Origin of the sequence: Streptomyces sp. NPDC058307 (assembly GCF_042880295.1) — a bacterium.
Taxonomy (GTDB): Bacteria; Actinomycetota; Actinomycetes; order Streptomycetales; family Streptomycetaceae; genus Streptomyces.
This window is the reverse complement of sequence record NZ_JBHVYZ010000031.1, coordinates 85346-99614: the sequence shown is the minus strand read 5'-3', so window position 1 is coordinate 99614 and position 14269 is coordinate 85346. Positions and strand designations below refer to the sequence as shown.

The following is a 14269-nucleotide window of genomic DNA, read 5'->3' as shown; positions in this document are numbered from 1 at the left end:
ACGGGACGGGACGGGTGAGGTGGGGCTTGGTGGGCGGAGTTGGCGAACCCGTGTGAACTCCGGGACGTCTTGCGGGGTGCCGCACGCTTGTACTCCGGGGCGTCCTGCGGGGTGCCGCACGCCTGAACTCCGCGTGACGCACGAGGTGCCGCACGCCTGAACTCCGGGGCGTCCTGCGGGGTGCCGCACGCCTGAACCGCAGTGGCTCCACACCCGGTTAGGGCTCGCCTGAACCCCGGCGAACTGCGGCCCGCCCGCCTGGCACCCCCTCCCGAAGTGCCCCACCCGCAGGGAACGATCTCCGTGAGTCGTTCGTCACAAAGTCGGGGAGATCGTCTTCGGGTGGTGGGGAGAGGGGGATGCACCGGGAAGCGCCAGGTCGGAGGCGGGGGGCCCGGAGGGATGCGCCGGGAAGGCATACCTCTGTCGCTTTGGGCCATGACGTGGCACGATCCCCCGAGCACCGTAAGTTACTGACGGTAAATCAGCTCTGGGGGCAAGGGTATGGGGACGGGCAAGCGCGGTCTGATCGCTACGGCCGTGACCGTGATCGGCGCGGTGGCCGTGCTGGCGGCGCCGGGCACCGCCTTCGCCGCCCCGAGTCCGACACCCTCCCCCACCGCCTCACCGACGGCCGTGACCAACAAGGACATCGAAGCCGTACGCCAACAGCTCGACACGCTCTACCACGACGCGGCCGTCGCCACCGACGCCTACAACGCCGCCGAGGAGAAGGCCGAGCAGCAGTCGGCGCAGATCGTCGCGCTGGCTCAGAAGATCGTCAAGGGTCAGGAGAAGCTGGCGAAGCTGAAGGCCCGCGCGGGCGCCGCGGCCGCCGCCCAGTACCGCACGTACGGCCTGTCGGACGAGGCCCAGCTGATGCTGAGCGACGATCCGCAGGAGTTCCTGGACAGCACCGGCCGCGTCCTCCAGGGCCAGCGCGCCACCAAGGCGCTCATCGTGGAACTGACCCGCACCCAGCAGGACTTGAAGCAGTACGCCGACGACGCCTCCGCCCAGTGGACCAAGCTGGAGGCGAACCGCAAGGCGAAGGCGACCGCCAAGAAGAAAGTCAGGGAGCAGATCGCGGCGGCCGAGAAGCTCGAGTCCCGGCTGGAGGCGAAGGAGAAGGAGCGCCTGGCCGAGCTGGAGGAACAGGCGGCCCATCGGGCGCAGACCGCCTGGCTCGACTCCGGCGTCCTCAAGGACGTCAGCGGCAAGGCGAGCGAGGCCGGGAAGACCGCCGTCGCCTACGCGACGAACCAGATCGGAAAACCGTACGAATGGGGCGCCGAGGGCCCGGACTCCTACGACTGCTCCGGACTCACCTCACAGGCCTGGGCGAGCGCCGGCAAGCCCATTCCCCGCACCTCGCAGGAGCAGTGGAAACAGCTCAAGCACGTCGACGTCGAGGACATGCGGCCCGGCGACCTGATCATCTACTTCGACGACGCCAGCCACGTGGCGATGTACCTCGGCGACGGCGCGATCGTGCACGCGCCGCGGCCCGGGCGCACGGTGACGATCGCCGGGGCGGGTTCGATGCCGATACTCGGAGTGGTGCGGCCGGACGCCTGAGCATCGTCGCGGGGCGACCGACTGAGACCTGGGTCATGTGATGCGGGGCACGCCTGGCGGCTCCGCAAACCTGCCGCGAACGTGACGTTCGTCATCCTGGCAACACCCGCCACTTGTCCAACTGCGGTGGATAACGCGGCATATGACAGTGGCCACCGGCCAAGCGGCGTGTCTCACGCCATTCCTTTCCCGGCCCGGCACCCGCTATGGTCCCCGTCGGTGGATCGAGACCCCTCGCTGCACCATGCCCTCGGGGGGAGGGAAGGAATCCGAGACCATGCCCGTACCCATACCGCGGCAGCGAGCGATCCCGGCCGTGGAAAGTGGTCAGGCGCCGGCTGCACCGAAGGACGCCCCCTCCAAGGAAGCCCCGCGCAAGGAAGCCACGGTCGACAACAACGCCGTCACCCAACTGACCCTGCTGGTGATCGAGGACGATCCCGGCGGGTCCACGGTCGTCCCCGAACTCCTGGACTGGACCGGCAAGCCGATCCGCGTCCGCACCGCCCGCAACCTCACCGAGGCGGAGCGGCTGCTCACTGACGACGTGCACTGCATCCTGCTCGACCTCGCGCTGCCCGCGCCCGGCCGCCTGACCGACGACGACGAGCTCGCCGTACTCCGCCATGTCCTGCGACTCGCACCCCGGCACGCCGTCCTCGCGCTCACCGCGTCCGGCGACGCCGAGCGCGGTGCGGAAGCGGTGCGGGTGGGCGCCCAGGACTATCTCTTCCGGGACGAGCTGGACGGACGGCTGCTGAGCCGGGCGATCCGGTACGCGGTGGAGCGGAAGCGTTCCGACACGGCGGAGCGCAGGCTCGCCGAGGGACGGATGCGGGCGCAGGAGAACCGGCGCCTGGAGCGCGGGCTGCTGCCCACACCGCTGCTGGAGGGGTCGTCGCTGCGGTTCGCCGCGCGGTACCGGCCGGGGCGGTCGCGTGCGCTGCTCGGCGGTGACTTCTACGACGTCGTACGGACTCCCGACGGGACCGTGCACGCGATGATCGGTGACGTCTGCGGGCACGGCCCCGACGAGGCGGCGCTCGGCGTGGAGCTGCGGATCGCCTGGCGGGCGCTCACCCTGGCGGGGCTGTGCGGGGACGAGCTGCTCGGCACGCTGCAGGAGGTGCTGGAGCACGAGCGCTCCGACGACGAGATCTTCGCGACGCTGTGCACGGTGGACATCGCGCCGGACGGACGGCGGGCGGGGCTGTGTCTCGCCGGGCATCCGTCACCGCTGGTGGCCCGGCCGGGGCGCCCCGCACAGTTGCTGCCGTACGACAACAATGGCCCCGCGCTGGGACTGCTGCCGGGGGCCCGCTGGCCCCGGATGCAGGTGGAGCTGGGTGCCGAGTGGAGCCTGATGCTCTACACCGACGGGCTGATCGAGGGGCGTGTCGGGGAGGGCGGGGAGCGGCTGGGCCAGGACGGGATGGTGTCCATGATCCGTCGCCAGCTCTCCGAGGGCCTTCGGGGCGAGGCGCTGCTCGGGGCCGCGGTGAACGAGGTGCGCTCACTCAACGGCGGCGAACTGGCGGACGACGTGGCGGTACTGCTGCTCGACCGGGAGCCGTGAGGCCCGGCTCAGCGGGGGCTCACCGCCGCGGTTGGTGACGGGCTACCGGGTCCACCGGGTCCGTGGCGATCCACGGCGAGTTGGTCCTGTCGTAACCCGCCCGGGGCTCGTGGTGCCGCCACCGCGGTCGCGCCGGCCTGCCGGCCTGACGCGTGAAGTCAGGCCACGCTGAGCGGCGGCCCACAAGACGCCCCCGCCCCCGCAGGGGCTAGCGGCCTCCGTTGTACGGGCCGTAAGGGCCGTCGCTGCTCGAACCCCTGCCCCGGCCGCTGCGACCGCCGCCCGGGAGGGCGCGGATCGCCGGGCGTACGTCGACCATGTAGACGATCGTCGCGACGAGGAAGATGATCGGCAGGAACGACAGGACGTCGAAGATCAGGTTCACCACGAAGGCGAGCCCCAGGAGGATCAGCCAGAAGGGCTTGGTCTTCTTGTCGGCCGCGCGGTAGGCGTCCTCACGGCGGATGGCCGCGTCGAACAGTGCGAAGCCGCTGAAAACGATCAGGGCCATGCTCAGCAGCCACATGAAGCCTGCGAACCCCTGCATCAGCACAACGTCCACCACCTGACTCGACGCGTCATTCCAACGATTACGCGGTCACCGTACCCGCTACCCGTCCCCGCAAGGCCGCTACCCGCAGAACGGGCCGGGCACTCGGTAAGTGCCCGGCCCTGACTCCTGGCTCCTGAGTCCTGAGTCCTGAGTCCTGAGTCCTGAAGTGTCCCGCGGTGCCTTACTTGGCGGGCGGGGTCTTCTTCGCCGTCGTGGTCTTGCGCGCCGGCGTGGTCTTCTTCGCGGTGGTGGTCGTGGTCGCCTTCTTCGCCGGAGCCGAAGCCGGGGCCGCCGCGGCGACCGTGGCAGGCGTGGCCGGCTTCGCGGCCGGAGTCGCGGTCGCGTTGTTCTTGACCTCGCCCGGCCCGGCGTTCGGCTCGACGGCGATGGCCAGTTCCTCGATCTCCTCGGCGGCCTCGCCACGCCAGGTCTTGACGGCCTGCTCGCCGTGCTCGGCGACCTTCTCGTAGGTCTCGCGGGCCTTGACGGCGTACTCGGCGGCGACGCCGACGCCGCGCAGGGCGAGGTCCTGGGCGGACTCGCCGAGCTTCTTCAGGTCCGCGTCGAGCGTGCTGCCGAGCTTCTTGAGGTCACCGTCGAGGCTGCTGATGAACTCGCCGACCTTGCTCTGCAGGGTCTCCTGCGTCTCCTTGACCTTGGCGCCGGCCTCCTTGGCACGGGCCTGGGCCTTCTCCTGGACCGCCTTGGGGTCGGTGCCGCGCACGGCCTCGATCCGGGCCGGCGCCTCGGCGCGCAGCTGCTCCACGAGCCCGGGCACCTTCTTGGCCTCCTGGAGGGCCAGGTCACCGGCGCCGGCGAGGAAGTAGAGCGGGGTCGGGTCCTTGACGGCCTTGCGGATGTCGTCGGTGATGGCCATGGTGATGGTCCTCCCGGGTCGCTTTCTGATGAGGGTTTTGGGTCCCGCGATGCCTGTCGGCGTGCGTCGGGCGTGTCGAACTGTGTCGAGCCGTTTCGGGCTCAACTGGCCGTCTGCTGCGGGTCGGCGTCGCTGCCGTCGGTCTTGGGGGGCGTGCGGGTGGTGCGGGGCTTGCGGGTGGCACGCGGCCGGCGCGTCTCCCGTACGGCAGTGTCACCGTCCGGGTCGCCGTCGGCCGGGACGGCTATGTCCCCAAGGCCGCCCCCAAGACCCTCCTGGGTGTCCGCCGTACTGTCGCCCGGCCGGCCGCTCTGCCCGTCGCCCGGCGCGGGGGCCGCGTCCGGCGGGGCGATCTCGAAGCCGTTCTCCTTGCGGAAGGACTCGTAGATCTGGAGCAGCACCTGCTTCTGCCGCTCGTTGAGTGTGGGATCGGCGAAGATGACCGCACGTGTCTCCACGTCGTCCCGGTCGCGCTCGGCGTCGAGGATGCCGGCCCTCACATACAGCGTCTCGGCGGAGATCCGCAGGGCCTTGGCGACCTGCTGCAACACCTCCGCGCTCGGCTTGCGCAGCCCGCGCTCGATCTGGCTCAGATACGGATTGGACACCCCGGCGGCATCGGCGAGCTGCCTGAGCGACAGCTGCGCAGTGCGCCGCTGTTCACGCAGATACTCACCGAGATTGCCGACGTTGAGCGATGCCATGCCCCCACTCTGCACCACCGTCGCTAACTATTGCAAGCAGGCGCTTGCAATAGTGCGCCACGCCACTCTCCACGGAAGCAGATGAGGCTGCACAAGGCGGAGTTCCATCGACGTCTGCCCCAGGAACGCTCCCTCCCCACCGCAAGACCCTGGTTCTCGGGTGCGAAACGTGTCTCGCTTCCCCTCGCCCCCGGTCGGCCTTGACAACCACCCTCGCACCCCTCCACCATCATTCCACTAATCAAGTAGTGGAATGATGGTGGTGATCGTGGAGTACCGCATCGACAGGCGGAGCGGGGTCCCCGCCTTCCAGCAGATCGTGCAGCAGACCAAGCAGGCCCTCCGGCTGGGCGTACTCGTGCCGGGTGACCGGCTGCCCACCGCCAAGGAGGTCGCCGAGACCAGCACGGTCAACCCGAACACCACCCTCAAGGCGTACCGCGAGCTGGAGCGCGAGGGCCTGGTCGAACCGCGACCGGGCCAGGGCACCTTCGTACGCCGCACGCTGGGCCGCCCCGAGACGGGCACCGACTCGCCGCTGTACGGGGAGCTGGTGGCGTGGATGTCGAAGGCGGCCGGGGCCGGTCTGGAGCAGGAGGACGTGGCCGCGCTGGTCGCGTCGGCGATGGAGAAGCAGTACGCCGCCGGAAACCTGGCGGCAACGGGGTCCACGACAACGGGGTCCACGAGGGCCACGACAACCAGGAGCACAGGTGAGTGAAGGTATGTACGCGGGGGAACCGGCGATCGAGGCGTACGGGCTGGGGATGCGCTACCGGCGGGGCTGGGCGTTGCGGGACTGCTCCTTCCGACTCCCGGCGGGACGGATCTGCGGCCTGGTGGGACCCAACGGGGCGGGCAAGACCACGCTGTTGAGCATCGCGGCCCATGTCCTGCAGCCGACGAACGGCTCGATCAGCCTGTTCGGTGAGGCTCCGGGCTCGGTGGAGTCCGGTCGGCGCACAGCGTTCCTCGCCCAGGAGAAGCCCCTGTTCCGCCGCTTCACCGTGGCGGAGACCCTGCGTCTGGGCCGGGAGCTGAACCCCGGCTGGGACCAGCGCGCCGCCGAGGACATCATCCGCGCGGGCAACGTGCCCTTCGACGCGAAGGTCAGCACCCTCTCCGGAGGCCAGCGCACCCGCGTCGCCATCGCCCTCGCCTTCGGAAAGCGCCCCGACCTGCTGATGCTCGACGAGCCGATGTCGGACCTCGACCCGGTCGTGCGCCACGAGATCATGGGCACCCTCCTCGCCGAGGCCGCCGAGCGCGGAACCACCGTGCTGATGTCCACCCACGTCCTCGCCGAACTGGAGAACGTGTGCGACTACCTCGTCGTCGTCTCCGACGGCGGAGTGCGCCTCGCCGGTGACGTGGACGAGCTGATGTCCGTCCACACCCTGGTCACGGGCGTCAAGGAGGGCGACGGCATGCCTCCCGCCCTCGGGCGCCACACCCTTGTCGAGTCCCGGACCAGCGGACGGCAGTTCACCGCGCTCATCCGCCCCGAGGGCCCGGTCACCGGCCCGTGGGACACAAACGTCCCGAACATGGAGGAACTCCTGCTCGCCTATCTCCGCTCACCCGACGCACCACCGCTGATCACCCCCACCGCCCAGGTCCACGGCCCGGGGTTCGGCATCGGGGCGGTGGCGGCATGAGCACCTTCACCCGCGGCTCGACCAGCACCTCGACCGGCTCCACGAGCGACGGCAAGAACGGGACCATGAACGGGACCACCGACGGGACCTTGAACGCGACCCCCACGGAGGCCAACCGGCGCCCCCGGCTCAGCGGTATGACCTGGCTGGTCTGGCGCCAGCACCGGGCCGCGTTCTGGACGATCCTCGCCGCCACCGCGCTCTCCGTGGCCTGGATCGTCTACCAGCGCGGCCAGCTGGTCGACTTCCTCGACGGCTACGGCTATCCCGGCAAGAGCCTCGAGGAGGCGGGCGGCAGGTTCCAGCAGTACAACCACGCGATCTCCTTCGCCTCCACGGGTCTCCAGGCGATACCCATCCTGCTCGGTGTCTTCCTCGGCGCCCCGCTCATCGCGGGCGACCTGGAGAACGGCACCGCCAAGCTGGTCGCCGCCCAGTCCATGAGCCGGACCCGCTGGCTCGCCACGAAGCTGGCGCTGGCCGGACTGGTGATCCTGGTGAGCACGGGCGTGTTGTCGGCGGTGTTCGGCTGGTGGTGGAACCCCGTCAAGCCCGAGAACACGGTCCTGGGCTGGACCTCGGACGCCGCGTTCAACACGACGGGCCCGGTACCTGTCGCCCTCACCCTCTTCTCCGTCTTCGGCGGGGTGGCGATCGGTGCGGTGCTGCGACGCACGCTGACGGCCATGGTGGTCACCTTCGGTTTCACCGTCGTCCTCCAGCTTGTCTGGGACCACTTCCTGCTGTCGCTCGGCAACGTCGTCACGGTCACGACGAACAAGGGTGTCGTGGCCGAGAACTCGTTCCCCTCGCTCCCCCGCAGCGCCTACATAACCGATCAGTCGTATGTCACCGGCAGCGGGGATCTGGTGAACTGGGGCAGCTGTTCGGGGGCGCACACCGACGCGGCACGGCAGGTGTGCCTGGACAAGGCCGATGTCGTGGGCTGGTCGGTGGACTACCTCCCGATGTCGCAGATGAACGCCATGCAGTGGTTCGGGGCGTCGATTCTGTTCGCCCTGACCGCCGGTGTCGTGGCGTTCCTCTTCTTCTGGGGCCGTAAGCGGCTCGTCTGAGTCCCTACGCCCCGCGCCCCTTTGCGAAGGGGCGCCTCTTTTCCCCCTCTGTTTCTTTGTCCCGTCCGCCGGGCTGCTCTGCCATGCCCGAAGGTCCGGAGAGAAAGGCATGCCTTGAATCACCGTAAGAGGCGAGCGAGTGAGGCTTCCGCTCTCGCCGTGCTCGTCGCCGCCGCCCTTGCCTCGGCCCTGCTCGGTGCCCCGGAATCCGGGGCCGCACAGTCCGCCGGCGGTACGGCAGGTACGGCCGGCACCCTCGGCAAGGCCAGGACAGTCACCCTCGTCACCGGTGACCGGGTCACGCTGGACGCCACCGGACAGGTCACCGGTGTGCGGCCCGGCAAGGGTCGGGAAGGCACCGCCTTCCGCATAGCGCGGAGCGCCGACCGCACCTACGTCGTCCCGCGTGACGCCGAGCGGCTCCTCGCGAACGGCACCGCCGACCGGCGGCTGTTCGACGTGACGCAGCTGGTCACGTGGGGCTACGACGACGCGGCCCGCCCCGACCTCCCGCTGATCGTGACGTACGCCAAGGGCCGCACCCTCGCGCCGAGCACGCTGTCCGCCGCCGGAGCCCGGGTCAGCCGGGACCTGCCCAGCGTCAACGGGGACGCGCTGAAGGCCCGTAAGTCCGAGGGCGCCGACCTGTGGGAGACGCTCACCGGCAGCGGGGGGACGGCGCGGGAGAGGTCGGCCGCCGCCGACCGGGTCGAGAAGATCTGGCTCGACGGGAAGGTCGGGGCGGCCCTCGACCGGAGCACCGCCCAGATCGGCGCCCCCGAGGCCTGGGCGGCCGGGTACGACGGCACGGGCGTCAAGGTCGCCGTGCTGGACACCGGGGTCGACGGCACGCACCCGGATCTGAAGGGCCGTATCGACGCGGCGAAGAACTTCTCCGAGGCGGCGGACACCGTCGACCGGGTGGGTCACGGCACGCATGTGGCGTCCACGGTCGCGGGGTCCGGCGCGCACTCCGGGGGGAAGTACAAGGGGGTCGCGCCGGGCGCCCGGCTGATCAGCGGCAAGGTGCTCGACGACGACGGCTACGGCGAGGAGTCCGGCGTCATCGCCGGTGCGCAGTGGGCCGTCGCGCAGGGCGCCAAGGTGGTCAACCTCAGCCTGGGCGGCCCCGACAGCCCCGGTGACGACCCCCTCGAACAGGCGGTGGATGAGCTGTCCGCCTCCTCCGGCGCCCTCTTCGTGATCGCCGCCGGCAACGAGGGCCCCGCCGCCGGCACCGTCGGTTCGCCGGGCAGCGCCGCCGCCGCGCTCACCGTGGGCGCGGTGGACCGCACCGACGCGATGGCCGATTTCTCCAGCCGCGGCCCGACGGCGGACGGTTCCCTCAAGCCCGACCTCACCGCCCCCGGCGTCGACATCGTCGCCGCGAAGGCCGCCGAGGGCACGGAGGGCGACCCGGCCGCCGACGGCTACGTCTCGATGAGCGGTACGTCGATGGCGACCCCGCATGTCGCGGGCGCCGCCGCGATCCTCGCCCAGCGCCACCCCGACTGGACCGGTGAGCGCATCAAGGCCGCGCTCACCGCATCCGCCAAGCCGACCGCCGGTGTCTCGGCGTTCGCGCAGGGCACGGGCCGTACGGACCTCACGCGAGCCCTCGACCAGCAGCTCACCGCCACCCCGGCCACCCTCGGCTTCCCCGCCCAGCAGTGGCCGCACACCGACGACCAGCCGGCCACGAAGACGGTCACCTACCGCAACGACGGCGACCGCCCCCTCACCCTCGACCTGAGCACCGAGGCGTACGGCGAGGACGGAAAGCCCGCCGCCGAGGGCATGTTCGAGGTCTCGCCGAAGCAGCTCACGGTTCCGGCGGGCGCCACCGCGACCGCCCAGGTCACCGCCGACAGCGGCGCGGGCACGGCCGACGGCTCCTTCGGCGGCGCGCTCACCGCGACGGACGGAGCGGGTACGACCGTACGGACCGGCATCGGCGTACACCGCGAGGTCGAGTCGTACGACCTGACGGTCAAGCATCTCGACCTGCAGGGCAAGCCCGCCAGGCGTTCGGAGACCGGGGTGCAGGGTCTGGACAACGAGATCGGGCAGGCCTACTCCGACGACACGGACGGCGAGTTCACCGTACGGCTGCCCAAGGGGCGTTACAGCCTCGAAGGCCGGATCGACACGGGCGCGACCCCCGACGCCGACTCCAACGAGCTGGCCCTCCTCCTCAACCCGAAGTTCTCGCTCACCCGTGACACCACCCTCGTCATGGACGCCCGCAAGGCCAAGCCGGTCCGGATCACCGTGCCGGACAGCAGGGCCAAGCACACCGACGCCACCCTCAACTATGGGTTCGACATCGGCGGGGACCGGTACTTCGCCACGTACACCATCGACGACTTCGGCAGGCTGCGCGTCGGTCAGTTCGGGGCCCGGCTTCCGGCGGGCGAGGCGTTCGCGCAGTACAACGGCACCTGGACGCACGGCAGTACGCACTACCGGCCGGCCTGGAACCGTACCGGCGACCTGTCGGGCTTCACCGCGAACCTGAAGCGCGGGCAGTTCGCCAAGGTCACGTTCGCCGCCGGTGCGCCCGCTAGCGGCAAGACGGCGACGTTCGTCGCCGCGCCGCTGACTCCGGTCGGCCAGTCGGGCGGCGTAAACCCCGACACGCGCTCGCTGCCGGGCGCTTTCACCGAGTACGTCCTGCCGGGCGTGCGGTGGCGGTACTCCGTCGCGCAGATCGGAGGCAAGGACGCGGACGGCGAACCGGTGTGGGAGGCCCGCCAGTGGAGCGCGAATCCCCGCTCGTACAGCGCGGGCAGGCAGTACACCGAGCGCTTCAACACCGGCGTCTTCGGCCCGCACCTCACCGGCCCGCTGACGGACGGCGCGGACCGCCCCGGTGCGGTCCGCGAGGGCGACACCTTCCTCGCCTACCTCCCCCTCTTCTCCGACGGCGCCGGCCATATCGGCGACTCCCCGTACAGCAGGGCCAGGAGCACCCTGTACGCGGGCGGCACGCGGGTCTTCGCCGTGGACACGCCGCTGACCGGCGTCTCGTACGAACTCCCCGCTGCCAAGCGCTCGTTCCGTCTCACCACGGACGTCTCCCGCCCCACCACGCTGTCCTCGGTCAGCACCCGGGTCACCGCCGAGTGGACCTTCGCCTCCGCGCACGTCACCGGCGCCGGGCAGCGGCTGCCGCTGTCGGTGGTCCGCTTCACGCCCCGGCTGTCCACGGAGAGCACGGCCAAGGCGGGTACGCGTTTCTCCGTCCCGTTCACGGTCGAGGGCGCGGCCACCGCGCGCACCGCCCGCAAGCTGGCCTTCTCCGTCTCGTACGACGACGGCCGGACCTGGCACCCGGCGAAGGCGGTCGACGGCAAGCGCCTCGACCTGCGTCACCCGGCGAAGGCGGGCACGGTCTCTCTGCGCGTGACGCTCACGGACGCGGCCGGCAACACCCTGAAGCAGACGGTCCACCGGGCTTATCGGACCGTCGAGTAGGCCCCTGTACACGTGTGTTGGTTGGGCGCCCGGGTCGGCTTCGGCGGCTCGGGCGCTCTTGCCGTGAACGGGACCCGCCGACCGTCGGAACGTGAGAGGGGCCGGAGGGGAGGCGGGGAGGCGGGGAGGCGGGGAGGCGGGGAGGAACCGTCTCACTGATCTCCGGGCACCGCAGGTCACCGACTCGCGTTACCCGGACTTGCCTGAGACAGGACAGGCGTTGTCGGTGGGCCCTGCCAGGGTGTCCGTCGTGGACGAACTGGTGGAGCGTGTCGACGATCAGGACCGTGTGCTGGGGGTGGCGGTCAGCCGCCGACAGGCCATCCGGGAGGGGTGGCTGCACCGGGTCGCCGTGACGGTGTGTCGTGATGAGCGCGGGCGGATCCTCGTGCACCGGCGGTCGGAGCAGCTCGCGCGCTTCCCCGGGCTCTACGAAGTCGTGGTCGGTGGCGCCGTGAATACCGGCGAGTCCTATGAACAGGCCGCCGCGCGGGAGCTGGCCGAGGAGCTGAGCATTCGCGTGGTGCCACGCCTGCTGTTCACGTTCCTCAACCGCAGCGGTCTGAGCCCTCACTGGCTCGGCGTGCACGAAGCCGTGGTGCCGGACACCCTGGCCGCCGATCCCGACGAGGTCGCCTGGCACGGCCGGCTGACCGAGCCGGAGCTGCGGTCGGCCCTGCTGGAGTGGCGCTTCACCCCCGACAGCCACGAAGCCTTCGGCCGGTATCTCGCGTTCCGGAGCGCGCAGCACGCGGGAGGGACTCCACACATTCCCATATAGGCATATGATGATGCCATGGCACGAGCGGCGACGACCTCGGACGCGTTCAACGCGATAGCCGAACCGCAGCGGCGGCAGATCCTGGTGCTGCTGCGGGACGGCGAGCGGCCGGTGAACGATCTCGCGCGGGACCTGGGGATGACCCAGCCGCAGGCGTCCAAGCATCTGCGGGTCCTCCGGGAGGTCGGGCTGGTGCGGGTCCGCGAGGCGGGCAAGCAGCGGGTGTACGGCCTGGACGCCCACGGGCTTCGGCCGGTCCACGAGTGGCTGGGCGGCTTCGAGCGGTTCTGGAGCGAGAGCTTCGACCGGCTGGACGAGTACGTGCAGGAGCTGAAGCAGACACGGCAGGAGGGACCACACGATGGCGACGACGAGTAGCGGCGGCGAGGCCGCGCACACGACCGCGGACCGCGAGATCGTGATCTCCCGGGTGATCGGCGCCCCGCGGGAGCTGGTGTTCGAGGCGTTCACGCGGGTGCGGCACCTGTCGCGGTGGTGGGGACCGGAGGGCTTCACCACCACGACGCGGTCCTTCGAGTTCCGTGTCGGCGGGGCCTGGGACTTCGTGATGCACGGGCCGGACGGGACCGACTACCAGGAGTGGATCACCTGGCGGGAGATCGTCCCGTCGGTGCGGATCGCGCTGCTGCACGGAGAGTCCCGCGACGACCCGAACACCTTCGAGTCGGTCCTGACCTTCGAACCGGCCGGGGACGGGACCCGGATCGTGATGCGCACGGTGTTCCCCAGCCAGGAACTCCGCGACGAGGCAGTGGAGAAGTACCACGCGGTCGAGGGCGGCGAGCAGACGCTGGGCAACCTGGCGGCCTACGTCGCCGAACTCACCCGGGACGACACCGTCGGAGACGAGACCACCCCGAAGGGAGGGGGCAGCTGATGGCCGGGAAGGTGTTCTTCAGCGTGACGATGTCGCTCGACGGATTCATGGCACCCGAGCCCGTGCCGCCCGAGGACGCCTTCTCGCCCGGGAAGCAGGACGACCCAGCGGTCAGGCGCTGGAATGCCAAGTGGTCGCAACTGCAGGCCTGGGCGTTCCCGCAGCGGTGGTTCCGGGAGAACCTGGGCTCGGCGAGGGCGGCGAGGAGGGCATCGACAACGACATCGCCCGGGCGACGTACGACCGCACCGGCGCGAGCGTCATGGGCAGGCGGATGTTCGACCTCGGCGAGCCGGCCTGGCCGGAGGAGGCACCGTTCCACACCCCGGTGTTCGTCGTCACCCACACCGGGCGTGAGCCGTGGGAGCGGCCGGGCGGCACCACCTTCCACTTCGTCGGCGACGGCATCGACAGCGCGCTGCGCCGGGCCCGCGAGGCCGCCGGCGACCGTGACGTGCGTATCGCGGGCGGCGCGGAGATGATCCAGCAGTACCTGGACGGCGGTCTGGTCGACGAGTTCTCGATCACGCTCGCGCCGGTGCTGTTCGGCACCGGCATCCGCCTGTTCGACCACGTGGACCCCGACCGCCTCGCACTGGACCAGACCCGCACGGACACGTCGTCCCGGGTGACCCACCTGACCTACACCGCCGGGAAGCGGTAGCCGGCCTTCCCACAGCGCGCGGACGACGACGGCCGGCTCATCTCACCGACCGCGAGGCGACTGCATAGGATCGCCGGCATGGCGCTGCGACCTGTCCAGGTGAACATCAAGGCCGTTGACGGGTGGGCGGTCGGCCGGTCCTGGGCGCAGGCGCTCGGGTGGAGTGCCTACAGTCCCGGCGTGACCACCTACGTCGGCCCCGCGGGCGGCCTCGTGTGGCCGGACCCGGTCGCCCTCGGTATCGACGTCGTTCCCGTCCCGGAACCCAAGACGGCGGCGAAGAACCGCGTGCACCTCGATCTCGCCACCACCTCCGCCGACCATCGGACGGAGTTGGTCGCGCGCCTGAAGGCTCTCGGCGCGACGCCCGCCGACGTGGGACAGGGCGAGGTGCCGTGGACGGTCCTCGCCGACCCGGAGGGCAACG

General features: G+C 70.8%; 14 protein-coding genes. 11 read left to right on the top strand and 3 right to left on the bottom strand.

The window, feature by feature from the left end:
• Positions 1 to 504 precede the first annotated feature (504 nt).
• Positions 505 to 1578, top strand: a complete 1074-nt coding sequence (locus ACFVYN_RS22800; RefSeq protein ID WP_390001301.1) for a C40 family peptidase — start codon at positions 505 to 507, stop codon at positions 1576 to 1578.
• A 277-nt stretch (positions 1579 to 1855) separates the two neighbouring features.
• Positions 1856 to 3154 carry a PP2C family protein-serine/threonine phosphatase gene (locus ACFVYN_RS22795; RefSeq protein ID WP_390001299.1) on the top strand — a complete coding sequence of 433 codons (1299 nt, stop codon included), beginning with the start codon at positions 1856 to 1858 and terminating at the stop codon, positions 3152 to 3154.
• A gap of 208 nt (positions 3155 to 3362) precedes the next feature.
• Here ACFVYN_RS22795 and ACFVYN_RS22790 read toward each other — a convergent pair whose 3' ends face one another.
• The 3 genes from ACFVYN_RS22790 to ACFVYN_RS22780 all read right to left on the bottom strand — a co-directional run bounded on the left by ACFVYN_RS22790 (position 3363) and on the right by ACFVYN_RS22780 (position 5288).
• Positions 3363 to 3701: a DUF2516 family protein gene (locus tag ACFVYN_RS22790; RefSeq protein WP_390001297.1), complete on the bottom strand. Its 339-nt coding sequence runs from the start codon at positions 3699 to 3701 to the stop codon at positions 3363 to 3365.
• A gap of 187 nt (positions 3702 to 3888) precedes the next feature.
• Positions 3889 to 4584, bottom strand: a complete 696-nt coding sequence (locus tag ACFVYN_RS22785; RefSeq protein WP_390001295.1) for a hypothetical protein — start codon at positions 4582 to 4584, stop codon at positions 3889 to 3891.
• 101 nt (positions 4585 to 4685) lie between these two features.
• Positions 4686 to 5288, bottom strand: a complete 603-nt coding sequence (locus tag ACFVYN_RS22780) for a helix-turn-helix domain-containing protein (protein ID WP_390001293.1) — start codon at positions 5286 to 5288, stop codon at positions 4686 to 4688.
• 253 nt (positions 5289 to 5541) lie between these two features.
• Here ACFVYN_RS22780 and ACFVYN_RS22775 point away from each other — a divergent pair, with 253 nt between their 5' ends.
• The 9 genes from ACFVYN_RS22775 to ACFVYN_RS22735 form a co-directional block, all read left to right on the top strand.
• Positions 5542 to 6009 (top strand): GntR family transcriptional regulator, encoded by a 468-nt coding sequence (locus ACFVYN_RS22775; RefSeq protein ID WP_390001291.1) that lies wholly within the window; start codon positions 5542 to 5544, stop codon positions 6007 to 6009.
• 4 nt (positions 6010 to 6013) lie between these two features.
• A complete protein-coding gene (locus ACFVYN_RS22770; protein WP_390001305.1) occupies positions 6014 to 6946 on the top strand; it encodes an ABC transporter ATP-binding protein in 933 nt (310 codons plus the stop codon).
• Complete coding sequence (locus ACFVYN_RS22765) at positions 6943 to 8022, top strand: ABC transporter permease subunit (RefSeq protein ID WP_390001290.1); 1080 nt, start codon at positions 6943 to 6945, stop codon at positions 8020 to 8022. The genes ACFVYN_RS22770 and ACFVYN_RS22765 overlap by 4 nt, the downstream gene beginning before the upstream one ends.
• 159 nt (positions 8023 to 8181) lie before the next feature.
• Entirely contained in the window at positions 8182 to 11499 is a 3318-nt protein-coding gene (locus tag ACFVYN_RS22760) for a S8 family serine peptidase (RefSeq protein WP_390001288.1), read from the top strand.
• Between the two features lie 241 nt (positions 11500 to 11740).
• The gene (locus ACFVYN_RS22755; RefSeq protein WP_390001287.1) at positions 11741 to 12280 is read left to right on the top strand and encodes an NUDIX hydrolase; all 540 of its coding nucleotides are present in this window, start codon (positions 11741 to 11743) and stop codon (positions 12278 to 12280) included.
• Positions 12281 to 12295: 15 nt separating this feature from the next.
• A complete protein-coding gene (locus tag ACFVYN_RS22750) occupies positions 12296 to 12658 on the top strand; it encodes an ArsR/SmtB family transcription factor (protein WP_390001285.1) in 363 nt (120 codons plus the stop codon).
• On the top strand, positions 12642 to 13178 hold the full coding sequence (locus ACFVYN_RS22745) for an SRPBCC family protein (protein WP_390001283.1): 537 nt from the start codon (positions 12642 to 12644) through the stop codon (positions 13176 to 13178). Before ACFVYN_RS22750 ends, ACFVYN_RS22745 begins: the two co-directional genes overlap by 17 nt.
• A 130-nt stretch (positions 13179 to 13308) precedes the next feature.
• The gene (locus ACFVYN_RS22740; RefSeq protein WP_390001281.1) at positions 13309 to 13842 is read left to right on the top strand and encodes a dihydrofolate reductase family protein; all 534 of its coding nucleotides are present in this window, start codon (positions 13309 to 13311) and stop codon (positions 13840 to 13842) included.
• Positions 13843 to 13920: 78 nt separating this feature from the next.
• Positions 13921 to 14269: VOC family protein (locus tag ACFVYN_RS22735; RefSeq protein ID WP_390001280.1), on the top strand; the 349-nt coding region annotated here is incomplete at its 3' end.